Genomic DNA, 21,276 nt, shown 5'->3' with positions numbered 1-21,276 from the left:
ATTATTTTTCTCTCATCGCGTTTGAGGTGTATTCATTGATTGGGCTAAGTAAGTAATCAATAATACGGCGTTTATCTGTTTTTATTTCTGCCACAATGGATAAACCGGGTGTCAGTTCAATAGACTCACCATCAACTACTAGTTCTTTTTGCTTAAGACCGATTTGCCCTAAGAACACTAATCCAAGATTTTCATCGAGAGTACTGTCACGAGAGACGGAAATCACTTCCCCTTCAACTGTGCCATAACGAGTGTAAGGGAAAGCATCTATTTTCACCTCTGCTCTTAACCCTTCATGGATGAAACCAATATCTTTATTTAAGATTTTAATTTCAGCTAGTTGAACATGATTATTAGGTACTACAGCCATTAACTGCTGTGCGGGTTGTAACACTGCACCTATAGTGTGTGTAGCAAGCTGTTGTATCGTGCCATCAACGGGAGCCCGTATGATTTCTAATTGGTTTCTTTCTTTATTTTTTAATAGTTCTTGCTCAAGGGAAGCCCGCTTAAAGTCAGCTTGTTTGTATTTTTCATCCCACTCTTGGTTTTTTTGGGCTTTAATTCTGCCTACCTTTTCATTTAAGGCTTGATACTGGCTTTTTAGAATTGAGAGCTCAGATAATTTGGTGACTTTTTCTTTTTTAGCGATTAATAGTTCTCGCTCTTGTTCTAAAAATTCCTTCTGGCTGATCAACTGCTTTTTAGTTAACGAATGGTGTGCATCGAGGCGCTTTTTGATGTTTACGATGAGGGAATTGATAGTGAGTAATTCGTCTTTTCTAGCTTGCTGATTGACAGTATTTAATTGAATTTCATTATTAAGTTCATTAATTAATGAATCAAATTCTATTTTTTGTGTTTGATAGCTAGCCCGTGTATTGTTTTGTTCTAGTTCAGTTAATTGGTTAAATAAAGGTAATTGCTCAATAGGCTGTTGTGAAATCAATGCTTGATAAATTAATATTTCGGCTACATGGAAGTTATGTTGGTAATTTAAACTTAGGATATCTTGGTCAACACCTAATACATTGACAGTTATTAAAGGATCCCCTTGTTTTACTACTTGCCCATCAGTGACATGAATATGTTCTAAACGACTTAATTCAAACGCTTGAATTAACTGTGTTCGTCCTGAAACAATAAGTTTACCTTGCGTGGTTGCTTGAATATCCAACTTACCAAAAAACGACCAAGTTATAGCAATAAAAACGCCTACACTAATAGAAATAGCGACGTATAGTGCCAAGTAAGACGGTGGTGTTTTTAATATCGCCAAGTGTGAAGGCAAAAAGCTGTTATAACGGTTTTTGTCTAATCGATGTTTCATTTTACGTCCATGTTTGATTTCAGAGACTGTTGTAGAGTCCACAAATGTTTATAAAAATTACCTTGTTCAATAAGTTGCTGATGGCTACCTTGCTCGATAATTTCACCATTTTGCATCACAATGATCCGCTGGTGATGGCGAATAGTTGATAGGCGGTGAGCAATTGTGATGATGGTCCTTCCTTTTGCAATAATATGCATATTTTCTTGAATAACGGCTTGGGATTCGTCATCTAAAGCGCTAGTTGCCTCATCAAAAATAATCACTTTAGGGTTGGAAAGCAGTGTTCTAGCAATAGCAATACGTTGGCGTTGGCCGCCAGAAAGTGATGTTCCCCCCTCGGCAAGAACGGTGTCGTAACCTTTTGGTAATTTCAAAATAAAATCGTGTGCTCCCGCCATTTTGGCGGCATGAACGACTTCGTCCATGGAGGCATCCGGTGAGGTTTGAGCGATATTGTGAAAAACAGATTGGCTGAATAAGAAATTTTCCTGTAAAACAATACCAATTTGTTGTCTAAGGGAGTGCAAGTTAATCGCAGACATGGGGGTTCCATCCACAAAAATAGCACCACTTTCAGGGGTATAAAGCCGTAGTAATAATTTAGCGAGGGTGCTCTTACCTGACCCTGATGTCCCAACAATACCAATAGTTTCTCCCGCTTTAATATTTAAATTAAAGTTTTTTAGAACAAATGGCATGTTAGGTTGGTAGCGGAACGAGATATTTTTTAGATTTAAATGCCCTTGAAGAGATAACTTATTTTCTTGCTGTGATTGTTCGGTAGGTAAGTTAATAATTTGGGAGAGCTTTTCGATAGCGACACTGGTTCGAATGTAGTCCCCCCATAATTTAGTTAGTTTGATGAGGGGCTGGTTAGCGTGGCTAACCATCATGTAAAAGGCAATAAGCTGGCCAATCGTCATCTGCAACGCTAAAACTTCAGAAGCACCAACCCACAAAACAATAGCACTGGTGATTTTTTCAATAGCCATCACTAGATGTTCAGAGCGGGAGCTTATTTGCCCTGATACAAAGTTAGTTTGGCTCATATCAGCGGTTTGGCCGTCCCAGCGACGAGTGAAATTTGGTTCGACGGATAAGCTTTTGGCTGTTTCGATCCCATTGATACTTTCGGTCAAAAAAGAGGTATTGATGGCAATATTGGTGAATTGTTGCTGTGCAGCAGATTCAATTTTAGGTGTTAACCACCAAGCTAATAAAAGATAAAAAGGAATAGAACACAAAAATATTATTGTGAGTGTTGTGGAGATCAAGTTCATCACAAAAATAAATACAAATAAAAATAGCACATCGACACATAGAGTAAAAAAGCTGCTGGTTAAAAATTCACGAATAGTTTCGAGCTCTTTTACTCGGGTGACAATTGCGCCTATTTGCCTGCTTTTAAAAAAGGGAATAGGCAGTCTCAGTAAATGATTTACCAGCTTCAAGCCCAGTGTCATATCAATGCGGTTAACAGTGTGATGATAAATATACTCACGTAACCCTTTCAAAGTCACTTCTATTAACGCCGCAATAATTAACCCAAAAATTAAAACGTCCAATGTGACTAAGCTATTATGAACGAGTACTTTATCCATAATAACTTGCATAACAATAGGGGAAACTAATGCGAGTATTTGCAATATAAATGAAAAGAATAAAACCCACAAAATAATGGGTTTGTATTTCATAAATTCGACTTGGAACCAGGTAATGTCAAATTGACCCTGCTTAAGGTTTACTTCTAACCAATGACCATTCCATTGTTGATTTAACTCATCAATACTCCATATCTCTGGCGGCGTATTCCCAAATTGCTGAATGAGTACTTGTTCTTGATTGCAGTTAGCTAATAGAATGGCTTCTCCTTTGGTATTATATAAAATAGCAGGGCATACGATTTTAGTTACATTTTTATTCTTCTGATATTTATTCCTACAGCGAATGGCATGTTTCGATTTAATAATGTTAAGTTTTTCATTATAACCAATAGATTGATTGAGTGTTTGTTCTAGTTCTTTAGGATTTACTTGCCCTGATAACTTAGCAATAACACTAATGAAGTATAATGTTGATTTTGATTTGAGACTATCCATTTTCTATATTAATAAATTCCTTAAGTTATTTGAATTTTTAATTCCAAATTTGCATTGATAAAATATGCACTAGATAGTAATAAGGTGGAGTAGAATTTGGATAATACAGGGTTTGTAATTCGCTGTGTATTGAAGTTAGTCTTATTATGTAATTAATAAAGTAATTATATTTAACTACAAATATATTTAAAGATATTGAAAAGTTATATATCTTTTCAATATCTATATTTAAATGTGAACAATTATTCAGGGATAGATAAAAAACGATGAATGGCTCTTAAAACATGGTCTGGTTTTTCTGCATGAACCCAGTGCCCTGTATCAGCAACAACCCACGCTTTGGCTTGCGGAAATTGTTGTGCGATTTGTTCTTTATATTCAGCTTGTACATAAGGGGAATTTCCTCCTGGGATTAACAGCACGGGTTTATTCCAGGCGGGTACTATTTCCCAACCAATAATACTTTCATAATTAGCTTTTAGGGCAGGTAAATTAAATTTCCACTCACCTTGCTTAAAGGATTTAAGCAGAAATTGGATAACGCCATCCTCATTAATGTAATCACGCATAATCATAGTAGCTTCTTGGCGAGTTTTTGCATTTTTTGCTGTGACGGCATCAAGCGCCGCGAATATTTTATCATGACGACGGACTTGGTAAGCGACAGGCGCCATATCAATAGCAACGATACTATTAATAAAATTAGGGGCTATTGCTGTTGCCGCCATGGCGATTTTGCCCCCCATAGAGTGACCAATTAAAATAGCATTTTCGTAACCTAAAGACTTTATTAGAGTAATAACATCTTGGGCCATTTGTTGGTAACTCATTTGCTCATCACGAAATGAGTCACCATGATTACGAACATCAATTTGAATCGTATCGAAATATTGTTGTAGATTACGTCCTAAAACACCTAAGTTATTGAGGTCACCAAATAACCCATGTATGAGTACAATAGGACTATTTGAGATTGGATTTTCAGGTTTATGGATAGTATGGTTAAGTAACACAGTCATATTTGTTTGATCAATTCGTCAGCGGTACATGTGGTCTTATCATGTCACGGCTATGAATAAAATCCAAATGGTCAAATAAGCTGCGATTTTGGCTGAGGTAAGTCAATGAGTCGATAATCAAAATATCCTTAGCCAATGAATTTCAGAAAATTGAAGTTGATCACTGAGGCAAAATACTGGAAGTCATGGCATGATAACCCACTGAATTATCTTTGAACTTAGAATAATGTTTACTTTAAGTTATTGAAATTTTAATTGTTTTGTTTTTTTTAAATCTGTCTTATAATCACACCGCAAATTTTAGTTAAAAAAGTACTGGGAAAAAATGAAAACGATAGAAGTTGATGAAGAGCTTTACCGCTATATTGCGAGCCATACACAGCATATCGGTGAAAGTGCATCGGATATTTTGCGCCGTATGTTAAATTTCAAATCCGGGCAGCCAGTACAAGCAAAAGAAATTAGTCAGGAACATGCTGTTATTAAGGCTGAACCTGCGATGAGTACACCTGCTGTTGCATTAAACCCTGTTAGAGTCATTAGAGAGCTTCTGTTATCTGACGCTTATGCAGAAAAAAGTAAAGCGATTGACCGCTTTATGTTGATTTTATCTACTTTATATAGTTTAGATGCGAATCGTTTTGCGAGTGCAACAGAGTTAATGCATGGCCGAACTCGTATTTATTTTGCTGGTGATGAACAAACATTACTTGCAGCTGGTAAGCAATCTAAGCCGCGTCATATACCAGGAACACCCTATTGGGTGATCACGAATACGAATACGAATCGTAAACGTAGCATGGTTGATGCGATCATGCAGGAAATGCAATTTCCAACCAATGTGATTGAAAAAGTTTGTAATACTATTTAAAAACTGAAAGGCCACTGATGTTGATAACAAAGCATCAGTGCTTTGGGAGAAAACAAGTGACAATACATGAACGTGCAGGGCAGCTTCCGTTTCAAAGTGACTTGATCAATGTCGCTCAATTAACCGCTCAATATTATACGCAGCAACCACAACCCGATAATACATCTCAAGCTGTTAAGTTTGGCACATCAGGGCATCGTGGTAGTTCGTTGCGTAAAAATTTTAATGAAAACCACATATTAGCCATTGCACAAGCAATTGCCGATTTACGCAAAAAGCAAGGTGTAACAGGTCCTTGTTTTGTAGGGAAAGATACCCATGCGTTATCAGAAGCAGCGTTTATTACAGTGGTTGAAGTGTTAGCGGCAAATCAAGTTCATGTAATTGTTCAGGAAAATAATGGTTTTACGCCAACTCCAGCTATCTCTCACGCTATTTTAAGTTATAACCAATCACACCAAGATGTTGCGGATGGCATTGTGATTACGCCTTCACATAACCCACCTGAAGATGGCGGTATTAAATACAACCCTGCGAATGGCGGGCCGGCTGATACCGATTTAACTTCTGTTATTGAAAAAAATGCAAACCAATTGCTAGTCAATAACCTGGAAGGGGTTAAAAGAGTCAATTTTGATACAGCGATGGCGAGTGAATACGTTATTCAGCAAGATTTGGTTATGCCTTATGTCTCTGCATTAGGCGAAGTTGTTGATATGCAAGCGATTGCTAAGTCTGGTTTGAAAATTGGTGTTGACCCACTAGGCGGTTCCGGTATTGAATACTGGAAAAAAATTGCTGAATATTATCAATTAGATATTGAAATCGTAAATGACCAATTAGACCAAACGTTCCGTTTTATGCCTTTGGATCATGATGGTGTTATCCGTATGGATTGCTCATCAAGTTGGGCAATGGCGGGTTTGCTTGGGATGAAAGAAAAATTTGATTTAGCTTTCGCTAATGACCCTGACTATGACCGTCATGGCATTGTTACCCCCGATGGTTTAATGAACCCAAATCACTATCTTGCTGTGGCAATCGACTACCTATTCCAACACCGCCCTCAGTGGGGAAAAAATGTTGCGGTAGGGAAAACACTTGTCTCAAGTGCGATGATTGACCGTGTTGTTAATGATATCGGTCGTGAATTAGTTGAAGTGCCTGTAGGGTTCAAATGGTTCGTTGATGGGTTATTCAGTGGACAACTAGGTTTTGGCGGTGAGGAAAGTGCTGGGGCATCATTCTTAAAATTCGATGGCACACCTTGGTCAACAGACAAAGATGGTATCATTCTTTGCTTACTAGCTGCGGAAATTACGGCGGTTACCGGTGAAAACCCGCAGCAGCGTTATAATAACCTTGCCAAAAAATTTGGGGCACCGATTTACAACCGTATTCAAGCGAAAGCTACTCACGAAGAAAAAGCGAAGCTAAGTAAATTATCACCGGAAATGGTTGCCGCAGATACATTGGCGGGAGATAAAATTACACAGCGTTTAACCGCAGCCCCCGGTAATAATGCGCCAATTGGTGGTTTAAAAATCATGACTGATTATGGCTGGTTTGCAGCAAGGCCATCAGGCACGGAAGAAGCGTATAAAATTTATTGTGAAAGCTTCCGTGGAGAAGAGCATTTACGCCAAATAGAAAAAGAAGCGATTGAGATCGTAAGCAAAGTTATTCGCTAATTTTTAATCTTCAATAAAAGACATTTCAATGAATATCCCGAAACACAGCGCAATGATGTAATTCGGGATATTATCGCTTATTTATTGTTAATTTCTCCATAAAATGGTGCTTGTCGAGAGTGTGACAAGATTAACAAAATTCTTTTCCCCATTATCAAAAAATAACCCCCCTTTCATTTTTGGGATTGCTGACAATAACCGTTGCAGCTAAAGGCTTGGAGTGGTACAACTTTAACTATCTGAGTGAATTTTATTAACCATAATTGAAGATGGATAGGGTGAGGTCAATGAGTCAGGTTTATAATTTCAGTGCAGGTCCAGCTATGCTACCTGTTGAAGTCATGCGTCGTGCTGAACAAGAGTTTTGTAATTGGAAGGGTTTAGGCGTTTCTGTCATGGAAGTTAGCCATCGCGGAAAAGACTTTATCGAAGTGGCAACAGAAGCAGAGCAAAATTTACGTGATTTATTAAACATCCCTGATAACTATAAAGTTTTATTTTGTCACGGTGGAGCTCGAGCCCATTTTGCGACGTTACCAATGAATTTACTAGGTGATAAAACGACCGCAGACTACATTGTAAGCGGCTATTGGTCAGAGTCAGCAGCAAAAGAAGCTGAAAAATACTGTACACCTAATGTAATTCAAATTACTGAAGAAAAAGATGGCATTGTTAATTTAAAACCTATGAAAGAGTGGCCATTAAGTGATGATGCCGCTTATGTTCACTATTGCCCAAATGAAACCATTGGTGGCTTAGCTATTCATGAGGAACCTGATTTCCCTGAAGATAAAATTATTGTTGCTGACTATTCCTCTTCTATTTTATCTAAACCGATTGATGTAAGCCGTTATGGTGTAATTTATGCGGGAGCTCAAAAAAATATTGGGCCAGCTGGATTAACTATCGTTATTATTCGAGAAGACCTGCTCGGTAAAGCTTCGCCTCAGACTCCATCTGTATTTGATTACACGGTATTAGCAAAACACGATTCAATGTTTAATACTCCACCGACTTTTGCTTGGTATCTCGCGGGGATGGTCTTCAAATGGTTAAAAGAGCAAGGTGGTTTGCAAGAAATGGCTAAGCGTAATTATGAAAAATCACAATTACTCTACAATGCAATTGATGATAGCCAGTTCTACATTAACCGTGTTGCGGTTGAAAACCGTTCTTGGATGAACGTACCGTTCCAAATGCAAAACCCGGCACTTGATGCGAAATTTATTGAAGAAGCCAAAGAGCAAGGCTTACTTTCTCTAAAAGGCCATAAAGTGGCTGGTGGTATGCGTGCGTCAATCTATAATGCGATGCCATTAGCTGGTGTACAGGCTTTGGTTGATTTTATGGCTGATTTCGAACGCCATAACGCTCAATAATGAGATTTGCCGACTGAAATAGGATGTTCAGTCGGTTATCTGTGCTCTTCTTATTTGACTTAAAAGAAAATAGAGCCAGATTTTATTTACTTGCAAAACTTCACTGGAGAAACTGCTTTTTATGCAATCCCTGACATTACAACCTATCTCTTCAATCAACGGCACAATTAATTTGCCAGGGTCAAAAAGTGTCTCAAACCGCGCACTATTATTAGCAGCGATGGCTAAAGGAACGACCACACTCACTAACTTATTGGACAGTGATGATATTCGCCATATGCTGAATGCATTAAGCCAGCTAGGTGTTAACTACCAATTGTCTGAAGATAAAACACGTTGTCGTGTGGAAGGTTTAGGTGGAAATTTATCTCATCCAGATGAAATAGAAATCTTTTTAGGCAATGCGGGAACTGCAATGCGCCCACTGACTGCAGCACTATCACTAAGCCGTAATAATATTATTTTAACGGGTGAGCCTCGCATGAAAGAGCGCCCAATTGGGCATTTGGTTGATGCGCTGAGGGAAGGCGGTGCAGAGATTGAATATTTGGAACAAGAGAATTACCCACCATTACGTTTAAAAGGTGGTTTTATCGGTGGCCAAATTTCAGTCGATGGGTCTGTTTCTAGCCAGTTTTTAACTGCGCTGTTAATGGCGGCACCGCGTGCAGAGCAAGACACAACAATTACAATTATTGGCGAGTTAGTCTCCAAACCTTACATTGATATCACATTAGCATTAATGAAAACGTTCGGTGTTAATGTCGAAAATCATCAATATGAATATTTCGTTATCAAAGGGCAGCAACAATACCAATCACCAGGCGAATATTTAGTGGAAGGTGATGCTTCATCAGCGTCTTATTTCCTCGCTGCGGCCGCCATTAAGGGGGGCGTAGTGCGTGTAACAGGAATTGGGCGCAATAGTTTGCAAGGGGACACTAAATTTGCCAACGTATTAGAAAAAATGGGCGCGACTATTCGTTGGGGTGATGACTACGTTGAATGTGAACGCGGAACGTTGACAGGTATTGATATGGACATGAACGCGATCCCTGATGCGGCAATGACCATTGGAACGGTTGCCCTGTTTGCTGAAGGCGAAACGGTTATTCGTAATATCTATAACTGGCGGGTAAAAGAGACCGACCGGTTATATGCGATGGCGACAGAGTTACGAAAAGTTGGCGCTGAAGTGGAAGAAGGGCATGATTATATTCGTGTTGTTCCACCGAAAAAATTACAACATGCTGAAATTGAAACCTATAACGACCATCGTATTGCAATGTGTTTTTCGTTAGTTGCATTATCAGATACACCAGTAACAATTTTGGATCCGGGCTGCACTGCAAAAACTTTTCCTGATTACTTCGAACAGTTGGCACGTCTAAGTCATTAATCTATTGATTGGGTTGATATTATTTTCTTTGATATCAACCTGATTTTTACGATTCAAATATCAACTTTTTCTTATTTTTTAGCAATCATCAGAACCTGCTTATTTCACAAATCTACTGAATTGGTATAATACCTTCACAGATTTTAATTGCGGGTAGCTAGGCTATTTGCAGAAAAGGAGATTTTTTATGGTGGCGATAGCCCCTGTAATCACCGTTGATGGACCAAGCGGAGCAGGTAAAGGTACGCTTTGCCAAGCATTAGCAAACGAGTTTGGGTGGCAACTTTTAGACTCGGGCGCAATTTATCGTGTATTAGCGTTAGCTGCGTTACATCACCATGTTGATATCCAATCCGAAGATGCGTTAGTTCCCTTGGCTGCAAATTTAGATGTGAAATTTGTTCCTGAAGATAATGTACTGAAAGTTATTCTGGAAGGGGAAGATGTTTCAAATCAAATTAGAACCGAAACAGTAGGAAACACTGCATCCCAAACAGCCACTTTTCCTCGCGTACGTGAAGCTTTACTTCGACGCCAACGTGCATTTAGAACCCATCCTGGGCTTATTGCTGATGGCCGTGATATGGGAACGGTGGTTTTTCCCGATGCACCGGTAAAAATTTTTCTTGATGCCTCCGCGGAAGAACGGGCTCATCGGCGGATGAAGCAGTTGCAAGAAAAAGGTTTTGATGTTAATTTTGAACGTCTTTTAAGCGAAATTGAAGAGCGGGATTTTCGTGATCGTAATCGCTCTGTTGCACCTCTTATTGCCGCGAAAGACGCATTAGTGCTGGATTCCACAAGTATGTCTATTGAGGAAGTTATTGAAAAAGCACACACCTATGCAAAAAAAATTCTACAATTATCGTGATAATAGGCTTTATTTTAGCTTATAATTAGATAATATACGCAGTTACCGCTATGTGATTATATTATTAGCATAGCATCAACCTTGCGACATGGAATGTTGTGGGGTATGTGAAACAACCCCATTTGGCGGGAAGCTAAGTGGACGTTAATTTAAAACTCTTGAAGATCATTAATATGACTGAATCTTTTGCTCAACTCTTTGAAGAATCCCTGCAGAATATTGAAACTCGTCCTGGTTCTATCGTCCGTGGTACTGTTGTTGCCATCGATAAAGACGTAGTCCTTGTTGACGCAGGTCTTAAATCAGAATCTGCTATCCCAGTAGAACAGTTCAAAAATGCTCAGGGTGAGCTAGAAATCCAAGTTGGCGACGAAATCGATGTAGCTCTGGATGCAGTAGAAGATGGTTTCGGTGAAACTATCCTGTCTCGTGAGAAAGCTAAACGTCATGAAGCATGGCTGATGCTGGAAAAAGCTTACGAAGAAGCTGAAACTGTAACTGGTGTTATCAACGGTAAAGTTAAAGGTGGTTTCACTGTTGAGCTGAACGGTATTCGTGCGTTCTTACCAGGTTCACTGGTTGATGTACGTCCAGTTCGTGATACTACTCACTTGGAAGGCAAAGAGCTTGAGTTCAAAGTAATCAAGCTGGATCAGAAACGCAACAACGTTGTTGTTTCTCGTCGTGCTGTAATTGAATCTGAAAGCAGCGCTGAGCGCGATCAACTGCTGGAAAATCTGCAAGAAGGCATGGAAGTTAAAGGTATCGTTAAGAACCTTACTGACTACGGTGCATTCGTTGATCTGGGCGGTGTTGACGGCCTGCTGCATATCACTGACATGGCTTGGAAACGTGTTAAACACCCAAGCGAAATCGTCAACGTTGGTGATGAAATCAATGTTAAAGTTCTGAAATTCGACCGTGAGCGCACTCGTGTTTCTCTGGGTCTGAAACAACTGGGCGAAGATCCTTGGGTCGCAATCGCTAAACGTTACCCAGAAGGTACTAAACTGACTGGTCGCGTTACTAACCTGACTGACTATGGTTGCTTCGTAGAAATCGAAGAAGGCGTTGAAGGTCTGGTTCACGTTTCAGAAATGGATTGGACTAACAAAAACATCCACCCATCTAAAGTTGTTAACGTTGGTGATGTTGTTGAAGTTATGGTTCTGGATATTGATGAAGAACGTCGTCGTATCTCACTGGGCCTGAAACAGTGCAAATCTAACCCATGGCAGCAATTTGCAGAAACTCACAACAAAGGCGACCGCGTTGAAGGTAAAATCAAGTCTATCACTGACTTCGGTATCTTCATCGGTCTGGACGGCGGCATCGATGGCCTGGTTCACCTGTCTGACATCTCCTGGAACGTTGCAGGCGAAGAAGCAGTTCGTGAATACAAAAAAGGTGATGAAATCGCAGCTGTTGTTCTGCAAGTCGACGCAGAGCGTGAACGTATTTCTTTAGGTGTTAAACAGTTAGCTGAAGATCCATTCAATAACTATTTAGCAGCAACTAAGAAAGGCGCAATCGTAACTGGTAAAGTAATCGCAGTTGATGCTAAAGGTGCAACTGTTGAGCTGACACTGGGCGTTGAAGGTTACCTGCGTGCATCAGAAGCTTCACGTGACCGTGTTGAAGATGCAACACTGGTTCTGAACGTTGGTGATGATGTTGAAGCTAAATACACTGGTGTTGATCGTAAAAACCGTGTAATCAACCTGTCTGTTCGCGCTAAAGACGAAGCTGATGAGAAAGACGCTGTCGCAGCTGTGAACAAACAAGAAGATACAGCATTCGGCAACAATGCTATGGCTGAAGCTTTCAAAGCAGCTAAAGGCGAATAATTAAGTGGGGGCAACAGTAGCGTTGCCCCTTTGTAACGGTAGTTTAGGGAGGTACTATGACCAAGTCTGAATTAATTGAAAGACTGGCTAGCCAGCAGTCTCATCTTTCAGCAAAAACCGTTGAGGAAGCTGTAAAGGAAATTCTTGAGCATATGGCGGATACGTTAGCTAACGGTGAGCGTATTGAAGTCCGTGGTTTCGGCAGTTTTTCTCTTCACTACCGTGCTCCACGCGTTGGCCGTAACCCAAAAACTGGTGATAAAGTGGAACTAGAAGGTAAATATGTTCCTCACTTTAAACCAGGTAAAGAATTACGTGATCGTGTAAATATTTACGGCCAATAATCGGGCTGTAAATCTTAATTATTACATCAAAACAGTGCTTGTATTTTATACGGCACTGTTTTTTATTTCTGATCAACACCAACACCAACACCAACACCAACACCAACACCAACACCAACACCAACACCAACACCAACACCAACACCAACACCAACACCACTTCTATACTTTTAAAGCCTATAAAAATAATAAAATAAATCCAAAAGCAGCTTTAGAGATATATATGTGTTTTGCGAAGCTCCTCGCAAACTAATATGTATATTTTTATCAGTAAAAAACATATTGGGAAGCGCTACGAAAAATAAAACAAAGAGACTTAAAAAATTCATAGGAATAAATAAACTAAAGCAAATAAACGCTATGTAGGGATACAAAAGTTGATAAAAAATATCATCTACATAATAAGATGGCTAAATAACTCAATCAAAAAATGTAATTTAATCTTTAATGGGAAATTGTCTGTTTCGATGACAATGGCTTCTATTGCTTTGATTTTAGGTACATTACCACTTTTATTTATACCTAAAATTTTAATGCTGAGTGAATTATTATTTGTTTCTTTGTTTGTATCGGTATTAATAATATTCTTTATATTTGGTAAATCAGGCAAATTTTTAGCACTAATTATTATGTTTTTTTTATGGGCTAATTGGCATGGAATTAATATCATTAACCATATCAATTATCTATCTACAAAAAATAACGATATTAATATAGTTATTGTTGGTATTTCATTAAGTGACAAAGAACAAAAAATCAAAGTACGTATTGATAAAATTAACAACCGCATTGTTTTCCCTCCTTTATATGCTACGTGGAAAACAAAGGAAACTGTTTGCGCTGGGCAGTTGTGGCGAATCAATGGCACTGTAAAGCCACTACACAGCTCACTAAATGAAGGAGGATTTAACCTACAACGTTATTATTTGGCTAATAGAATCATTGGGGTTTTGAAAAGTAAGAAAATAGAATTATTAAAAAAGGATTGTTCTGTAAGACAAAAAGTTATCCATAATTATATGGAGCTAATTAATTCATTATCTAATAAAGGGATTATTTATGGACTAATGTTTGGAGATAGAAGTTTGTTGGCAGTAGAACAAACATATTTACTACAGAGAACAGGTTTGACACATTTAATGGCTATATCAGGCTTGCATATTGGGTTAGCTTACTTGTTTGGCTTTCTTATCACTCGAGGGATTCAATATTTTTTATCAATAAAGTATGTAAATGAAACACTACCAGTAGTAATTGGTATAGGGCTAGCAATTTTTTATGCATGGATCTCTGGCTTTGCTATCCCTGCGACTCGAGCATTATTTGCCCTACTATTATGGGTATATATCAGAAATAAGCCTGCAAGGTATTTTGCTTGGCAATGGGCACTGTGGAGTATCGCAGGAATATTATTATTAGACCCATTAGCTATTTTGTCAGATAGTTTTTGGTTATCTAGTTTCGCTGTGCTAGCCATTCTTTATTGGTTAACCATATTTCCACTACCATATCATTTATCTAAAGGTGTAAAGGGGAAAATTATAGGGTTAACCCATTTACAAATTGGCTTACTAGTCTTACTGATCCCAATGCAACTTAGTCTATTTAATGGTATTAATGTAATGGGGTTAGTGGCAAATATCTGGTTTGTCCCGTTAGTTTCTTGGTGTGTTGTTCCTGCTATTTTGCTCTTGTTTTTAGTACCAATAAAAGTGGTTCAGCAACCTATTTTATATACGATAGATAGGGTTATAGATATGGGGCTAGAACCATTACCTTATTTAAGTACCTTTTGGTCAGAATTTATCAATGTTCCTTATTATTTATTTTTAATATGTTGGCTAAGCATCATTGTTGTCTTATTTAAGTGGTATAAACGTTATTTTGGGCTTATTGGTTGTGTGGTTATTTCAATTTTCTTAGAAAGGGGAAGTGGTAAGCAATTCAAAGAAGGCTGGAAAATTACGGTATTAGATATCGGCCACGGGTTAGCGGTTGTGATAGAACAAAACAACTTGGCATTACTTTATGATACTGGAAACGCTTGGAAAGGGGGAAGCAATGCACAGCGTCAAATTGTTCCTTTTCTTAAATATCACGATATCACCCCAATTGGGATAATTTTAAGCCATAATCATTTAGACCATACTGGTGGCACAAATTATTTAATCCAGCAATACCCATGGCTAAGTGTAAGAAGTAGCTTTAGTCCACAAAAAACGTCGGTAAATAGGGAAAAAACTAATAATATAAAAAGTATGGAACACCTTCCGTGTTTTAAAGGCCAAAAATGGCAGTGGGGGATATTAACTTTTGAAGTATTATGGCCTGAAAAGCTAGCACCAATATCACATAATGATGATTCTTGTGTTATTCAATTAACGGATGGGTTTCATAAAATTTTATTAACAGGAGATATCGAAAAACAAGGGGAAAAATCACTGGTCGCAATGTACAAGAATCGGTTACGTTCGACTCTTCTTTTCGCTCCTCATCATGGAAGCAGCACGTCATCAACTGATTTATTATTAAGAAATGTTCAACCTTCAATGGTGGTAGTCTCATCAGCAAGGTATAGTGCATGGAAAATTCCATCGCCAAAAGTCTATTTTCGGTATAAAAATAATAATATTAAATGGTTAAATACAGCGGAAGATGGCCAGTTAACTATATGGTTTAAAAAGGAAAAAATTAAAATTTCACGTTATCGCTATGAAATTCAGCCCCGCTGGTATCATCTGTGGTTTGGCTTACCGCTATTTCCCGAGTAGAATAGTGCGCTTACATTAAGTCTGGTAATTAAAAGTATGAATGATAAAGACCTTTCGACAAAACAAACTTTTCGTCGCTTGTGGCCGATAATTGCGCCTTTTAAAGCGGGTTTAATCGTTGCAGCAATAGCACTTATCATAAACGCAGCGGGTGACGCGTTTATGATTTCTTTATTAAAACCTTTATTGGATGAGGGCTTTGATAAAGCAGATAATGACGTTTTAAAATGGCTTCCGCTTGCGGTGTTAGGTTTAATGGTTGTTCGTGGTGGGTCTAGCTTTGTTTCAACCTATTGTGTTTCCTGGGTTGCAGGTAAAGTCGTGATGAACATGCGGCGTAAATTATTTGGTCATATGATGGGAATGCCTGTTAGTTTTTTTGACCAGCAATCAACAGGAACACTATTATCTAGAATTACCTATGATTCAGAACAAGTTGCATCTTCTTCTTCTGGAGCATTAATTACAATTATTCGTGAAAGTGCTTATATCATCGGGTTGTTTGCGATGATGTTTTATTATAGCTGGCAACTTTCTCTTATTTTAATCGTAATTGCCCCGATTGTATCAGTCACTATTCGTATCGTCTCTAAACGTTTTCGTAAGATTAGTAAAAACATGCAAACCGGAATGGGGCATGTGACGGCAAGTGCTGAACAGATGTTAAAAGGCCATAAAGAAGTTTTAATTTTTGGGGGACAGAAAGTTGAGACTGAACGCTTTAATAAAGTCAGTAACAACATGCGCCGCCAAAATATGAAAATGGTAACCGCTTCAGCAATTTCAGACCCTATTGTTCAGTTAATTGCATCATTTGCACTAGCATTTGTCCTTTATGCAGCGAGCTTTCCTGAAATTCGTGATGAATTAACATCGGGTACAATTGCAGTTGTTTTTTCATCAATGTTTGCACTGATGCGTCCTTTAAAATCATTAACTAACGTTAACTCACAATTCCAGCGTGGTATGGCGGCTTGCCAAACTTTATTTGCTATCTTAGATTCCGAACAAGAAAAAGATAACGGAAATAAAGTACTTAAAGAGGTTAAAGGAGATATTAAATTTGAACATGTTACCTTTACCTATGCAACCAAAGAACATCCTGCGTTAGACGATGTTTCGTTTACTTTGCCAGCAGGGAAATCAGTTGCTCTGGTTGGGCGATCAGGTTCAGGTAAGTCCACAATTGCAAATTTGATTACACGTTTTTATGACATCGACGAAGGGTCTATTCAAATTGATGGGCATGACATTCGTGAATACACGTTATCTTCATTACGTAGTCAAGTCGCGTTAGTTTCTCAGCATGTTTATCTATTTAACGATACGATAGCCAATAATATTGCCTATGCAACAGACGGCAGCTACAGCCGTGAGCAAATAGAGAAAGCTGCAGAAATGGCTTATGCAATGGATTTTATTGCTAAACTTGAAAAAGGCTTGGACACGGTTATTGGTGAAAATGGTGTTATGCTTTCTGGAGGGCAACGTCAAAGGATCGCGATTGCTCGAGCACTGCTACGTGATGCCCCAATTCTTATTCTTGATGAGGCGACATCCGCGCTAGATACAGAGTCTGAACGTGCTATTCAAGCTGCTCTTGATGAGTTACAGAAAAATAGAACATCTTTGGTCATTGCCCACAGGTTATCGACGATAGAAAATGCAGATGAGATATTAGTTGTACAAGATGGCCGAATCATTGAGCGTGGTGACCATAAATCGCTATTAGCTCAAGATGGCGCATATTCACAGTTACATAGCATTCAGTTTAAACAATGATAGAACGCATTTGGTCTGGCAAGTCATGGCTGTATCTTTTATTGCTGCCGTTATCTTTCCTTTATGGGTTGGTAACGGTAATTAGGGATATAGCTTATAAAATCGGGCTGAAACGTTCATGGAAAGCGCCAATTCCAGTGGTAGTGGTGGGAAACCTGACAGCGGGGGGAAATGGTAAAACCCCTGTTGTTATCTGGTTAGTGGAATCACTCACCAAAGAAGGCTACCGCGTGGGGGTTGTTTCTCGAGGGTATGGCGGTAAAGCTGAAAAGTACCCGCTGATACTCGATGAAACGACGAAAACTGAAGTTGCTGGGGATGAACCCATACTAATTTTTCATCGTACTAAATCCCCCGTGGCTGTTGCGCCTAAGCGCAGTGATGCAGTTAAAGCGTTATTGGAAAAATTCCAATTAGATGTAATTATTACTGATGATGGGTTGCAGCACTATGCATTGCAACGTGACTACGAGATTGTCGTTATTGATGGCCAGCGTCGTTTTGGTAATGGTTGGTGGCTACCCGCAGGGCCTATGCGTGAAAGGGCTGGGCGTTTAAAGCGTGTTAATGCTGTCATTGTTAACGGTGGTGAAGCTCAAGAAAATGAAGCCGTAATGGCCCTTGAAGGCGATGTTGCTTATAACTTGGTGACTGGTGAAAAACGTGCAGTTACACAATTACCTGCGGTTGTCGCAATAGCAGGTATTGGTCATCCTCCTCGTTTTTTTACCTCATTAGAAAACAAAGGGGTCGAAGTTATTAACACTCATGCTTTTGCTGATCACCAATCGTATGAATTAAAACAGCTTTCACCGTTAGTTAAAAATGAGCAAAACTTATTAATGACCGAAAAAGACGCGGTGAAATGCCGTGCTTTTGCACAACCAAATTGGTGGTTCCTTCCAGTACAAGCACAATTGCAGCCGATTGACGCTGAAAAAATCTTAAGCGGAATAAGAAAACTTATCACAAATAACAAAAAAACTTGTCTATAACGTTCCTCTGTGATAATAATATCTCCAATGTGATATAGATCTACTTATTATGTATCTAGATACAATACATTGATAATTGGATTTTATACTAGCTTAAATTTCACGCTCCGTTCTTTAGTTAGTCTTCATATCCTCGCGTAATCTACATTGTAAAGTCGCTGTCACTGCGTTTTGTCATCATAATGTCAAAATAGACTGTTAACTTCGCAGTAGATTAGCGGTGTCTGAAATCTATATATATGGGCGTTATAAAATATGCGCAATGATTTGTGCGCATGAATTGGTAAAGTTTAATTACTCTTTGATGTATTAATAGATCGGCATTTTATAAATGGGAAGCAAGAAAGAGTAATGATACAAAGATAAAAAAAATATTGTTCTCAGAACAAAAGGAGTTTTAATATGAATTTTCAATTACATATGGGTCGAGTTAAATGGTTTGACGCAAAAGAAGGTTACGGTTTTATTTCACCATTCAATGGTGGTGATGATGTATTTGTGACAACAAAGTCAATTGCTAATAAAAAAATCAAATCATTATTCGAAGGTCAAAACGTTGAGTTCTCTGTTACTCGTAATTCGGATGGCATAACGGCAGCTGACGTTATTGCTTATTAGATAATAAACAGAACAATTTCTCCTGCTTTTATCCTCTCATCTCTCGCAGGAGATCTTATTCAGGAAGATTAAAGTTAACGGTGATATCTGCATGTGATATCCTGACTCCAAGTGAGTTAAAATCCATTCGGGAGAAAACATGGATCACCGTTTACTTGAAATCGTTGCCTGTCCTGTATGTCACGGCAAATTAAGTTATAACAAAGAAAACCTCGAACTTATCTGTAAGTTTGATCATTTAGCCTATCCAATTCGTGACGGCATCCCTGTATTACTAGAAAATGAAGCGCGCCCCGTTTCATTAGATGAAGGTCAGTAATCCTCATGTTTACGGTTATTATTCCTGCTCGTTATGCCTCAACACGCTTACCAGGTAAACCTTTGGCTGATATCCATGGCAAGCCAATGGTTGTTCGAGTAATGGAGCAAGCTGTTAAATCGGGGGCTAGCCGAGTGATAGTTGCGACAGATCACTCTGATGTTGCTAAAGCGGTGATTGAAGCAGGTGGTGAAGCTTGTATGACTAACCCAAATCATCAGTCTGGGACAGAAAGACTAGCTGAAGTTATTGATACCTATGCTTTTTCTGACGATGAAATCATCGTGAATGTGCAAGGTGATGAACCTTTAATTCCACCTGAGATTATCAGCCAAGTTGCTCGTAATCTTCAGGGGAGTAAAGCTGAAATGGGGACGCTAGCTGTACCTATTAATGATGCTCATGAAGCGTTTAATCCAAATACTGTCAAGGTTGTTACTGATCACGAAGGTTATGCATTGTATTTTTCTCGGGCAACTATTCCTTGGGATAGAGACAACTTTGCGAAAAGCCATGATGTAATAGGGGATACCTTTTTGCGTCACATTGGTATATACGCTTATCGAGCAGGGTTTATTCGTCGTTATATTAAGTGGGAAGCAAGCCCATTAGAGAAAATCGAAATGCTAGAGCAACTTAGGGTGCTTTGGTATGGCGAGAAAATTCATGTGGATGTCGCGAAAACTACGCCAGGTGCTGGTGTTGATACCCCTGAAGATCTTGAACTCGTTAGAAGCCAATTTATTCAGTAGCCCACATTTTCCTAATAGCTCAAATAGCCAATATGCGATTTAGCTAAACAAAAGGTGTAATCTCAATAGATTACACCTTTTTTGCTGCTATTCAGCGGTAACTGCCTCAGGCGTAGCAAGTTGCTCTACTAACGCCTGTGTATTATTGGGTTTTAAATGCCACCAAAGCGTACCAAGAAATTCATACCAAGCACGTTCACTATGGCCAAAGAAATAAGAGGAAGGGATATATTTCTCCCATGGATTAATTTCACTCGTGATAACCAACTGATTTGCGGGGGCAGGGAAAGGGTTCATTCCTCGTTGAGTAAACATAGTCATCGCTCGAGGTAAATGGTTAGCAGAAGTTACTAATAAAAAAGGAGATTTCCCAATGATTTTTTCAACTTCATAAGCTTCCTCTTGTGTATCTTTGGGTTCAGTGAGTGGAATAGTATCTTGTGCGGGGACACCCAAGGATTGAGCAACTTGTGCAGCAACTTCGGCACTGCTGATAGGACTACTCGCTTTACCGCCAGTGAAAATTAGTTTACTACCAGGGTGTTTAAGGTAAAGACGAACACCTTCAGTCACTCTAGGTAGGCTATTATTCAATAGATTGGAACTTGGACTCCAATCAGGGTTATACGTAAAACCGCCACCGAGAACAACAATATAACGTACATCTTGAGGTGGATTCTCAGTAATTAATTCATAGCGCTTATTGAATTGTTTTTCTGCTGGGGCAAGTAAAGTATCTGAAACAGGTTGTAACCCCAACAGAGTTATTAAAACTAAACTTAGGGTAGTAAACGCCTTTCCACAACGCTGCCAGCGTGTAAACCAAAGCAAAAGCAATCCGATAAACCCGATGATGAGTAATAATGGTAATGGCATCAATAGAGAACCAATATATTTTTTTAAGATAAATAACATAACTAAGCCTATTTTTAAGGGTTATCGATTAATCATTGTGGCAGAATCTACGGAAAAATATGCAATAACGCAGCGAAATTAGAGGGAAAATAACAGAATAGTGTTTAATAGTAGCAAACTGAAATTTGCTGAGCACAATGAAGTACTATGCAAAAATATAGCTATTATCTGTTATAATTCCTGTTTTAACAGTCGCCTCGCATTGTATGTGATAAATACGCTGCAATATGAGAATATTTCTGGTTAGAGTTAATTTTCTCAATATCAGGAT

17 protein-coding genes are annotated in these 21,276 nt (G+C 38.8%); 13 read left to right on the top strand and 4 right to left on the bottom strand.

The genetic code is table 11. From position 1 onward, the window contains the following. Nucleotide 1: 1 nt before the first annotated feature. The 3 genes from FVA72_RS14650 to ybfF all read right to left on the bottom strand — a co-directional run bounded on the left by FVA72_RS14650 (nt 2) and on the right by ybfF (nt 4,451). The gene (locus FVA72_RS14650) at nt 2-1,330 is read right to left on the bottom strand and encodes an HlyD family type I secretion periplasmic adaptor subunit (RefSeq protein WP_110591445.1); all 1,329 of its coding nucleotides are present in this window, start codon (nt 1,328-1,330) and stop codon (nt 2-4) included. Next, complete coding sequence (locus FVA72_RS14645; RefSeq protein WP_137019134.1) at nt 1,327-3,432, bottom strand: peptidase domain-containing ABC transporter; 2,106 nt, start codon at nt 3,430-3,432, stop codon at nt 1,327-1,329. The genes FVA72_RS14650 and FVA72_RS14645 overlap by 4 nt, the downstream gene beginning before the upstream one ends. A 242-nt stretch (nt 3,433-3,674) precedes the next feature. Further along, on the bottom strand, nt 3,675-4,451 hold the full coding sequence (gene ybfF / locus FVA72_RS14640) for an esterase (RefSeq protein WP_110591447.1): 777 nt from the start codon (nt 4,449-4,451) through the stop codon (nt 3,675-3,677). Between the two features lie 325 nt (nt 4,452-4,776). On the opposite strand from ybfF, the gene seqA reads away from it, so the two are divergent. The 13 genes from seqA to kdsB all read left to right on the top strand — a co-directional run bounded on the left by seqA (nt 4,777) and on the right by kdsB (nt 20,090). Then, nucleotides 4,777-5,322, top strand: coding sequence for a replication initiation negative regulator SeqA (gene seqA / locus FVA72_RS14635; RefSeq protein WP_004256238.1), 546 nt, complete (start codon nt 4,777-4,779; stop codon nt 5,320-5,322). A 56-nt stretch (nt 5,323-5,378) separates the two neighbouring features. Further along, a complete protein-coding gene (gene pgm, locus FVA72_RS14630; protein WP_094960685.1) occupies nt 5,379-7,013 on the top strand; it encodes a phosphoglucomutase (alpha-D-glucose-1,6-bisphosphate-dependent) in 1,635 nt (544 codons plus the stop codon). 287 nt (nt 7,014-7,300) lie between these two features. Continuing rightward, the gene (gene serC / locus FVA72_RS14625) at nt 7,301-8,392 is read left to right on the top strand and encodes a 3-phosphoserine/phosphohydroxythreonine transaminase (RefSeq protein WP_110591448.1); all 1,092 of its coding nucleotides are present in this window, start codon (nt 7,301-7,303) and stop codon (nt 8,390-8,392) included. A 121-nt stretch (nt 8,393-8,513) separates the two neighbouring features. After that, entirely contained in the window at nt 8,514-9,791 is a 1,278-nt protein-coding gene (aroA, locus tag FVA72_RS14620) for a 3-phosphoshikimate 1-carboxyvinyltransferase (RefSeq protein ID WP_110591449.1), read from the top strand. A 187-nt stretch (nt 9,792-9,978) separates the two neighbouring features. After that, nucleotides 9,979-10,662, top strand: coding sequence for a (d)CMP kinase (cmk, locus tag FVA72_RS14615; RefSeq protein ID WP_094960688.1), 684 nt, complete (start codon nt 9,979-9,981; stop codon nt 10,660-10,662). Nucleotides 10,663-10,835: 173 nt separating this feature from the next. After that, nucleotides 10,836-12,509, top strand: coding sequence for a 30S ribosomal protein S1 (gene rpsA, locus FVA72_RS14610; protein ID WP_004909559.1), 1,674 nt, complete (start codon nt 10,836-10,838; stop codon nt 12,507-12,509). 56 nt (nt 12,510-12,565) lie between these two features. Continuing rightward, entirely contained in the window at nt 12,566-12,853 is a 288-nt protein-coding gene (ihfB, locus tag FVA72_RS14605; RefSeq protein ID WP_004256221.1) for an integration host factor subunit beta, read from the top strand. 467 nt (nt 12,854-13,320) lie between these two features. Continuing rightward, on the top strand, nt 13,321-15,624 hold the full coding sequence (locus FVA72_RS14600) for a DNA internalization-related competence protein ComEC/Rec2 (RefSeq protein ID WP_110591451.1): 2,304 nt from the start codon (nt 13,321-13,323) through the stop codon (nt 15,622-15,624). A 36-nt stretch (nt 15,625-15,660) separates the two neighbouring features. Continuing rightward, nucleotides 15,661-17,406 (top strand): lipid A ABC transporter ATP-binding protein/permease MsbA, encoded by a 1,746-nt coding sequence (msbA, locus tag FVA72_RS14595; RefSeq protein WP_004256213.1) that lies wholly within the window; start codon nt 15,661-15,663, stop codon nt 17,404-17,406. Beyond that, nucleotides 17,403-18,401 (top strand): tetraacyldisaccharide 4'-kinase, encoded by a 999-nt coding sequence (gene lpxK, locus FVA72_RS14590; RefSeq protein ID WP_110591452.1) that lies wholly within the window; start codon nt 17,403-17,405, stop codon nt 18,399-18,401. Before msbA ends, lpxK begins: the two co-directional genes overlap by 4 nt. A gap of 402 nt (nt 18,402-18,803) precedes the next feature. Next, entirely contained in the window at nt 18,804-19,019 is a 216-nt protein-coding gene (locus FVA72_RS14585; protein WP_004256206.1) for a cold-shock protein, read from the top strand. Between the two features lie 139 nt (nt 19,020-19,158). Next, nucleotides 19,159-19,338, top strand: a complete 180-nt coding sequence (locus FVA72_RS14580) for a Trm112 family protein (RefSeq protein ID WP_004256203.1) — start codon at nt 19,159-19,161, stop codon at nt 19,336-19,338. Between the two features lie 5 nt (nt 19,339-19,343). Next, the gene (kdsB, locus tag FVA72_RS14575) at nt 19,344-20,090 is read left to right on the top strand and encodes a 3-deoxy-manno-octulosonate cytidylyltransferase (protein WP_096864230.1); all 747 of its coding nucleotides are present in this window, start codon (nt 19,344-19,346) and stop codon (nt 20,088-20,090) included. A gap of 87 nt (nt 20,091-20,177) precedes the next feature. Here the strand turns inward: kdsB and elyC are convergent, their stop codons facing one another. Beyond that, the gene (gene elyC / locus FVA72_RS14570; protein WP_110591453.1) at nt 20,178-21,005 is read right to left on the bottom strand and encodes an envelope biogenesis factor ElyC; all 828 of its coding nucleotides are present in this window, start codon (nt 21,003-21,005) and stop codon (nt 20,178-20,180) included. Nucleotides 21,006-21,276 lie beyond the last annotated feature (271 nt).

This window comes from Providencia sp. PROV061, assembly GCF_011045655.1.
Lineage (GTDB): Bacteria > Pseudomonadota > Gammaproteobacteria > Enterobacterales > Enterobacteriaceae > Providencia > Providencia hangzhouensis.
This window is presented reverse-complemented; position numbering and strand designations above follow the sequence as displayed.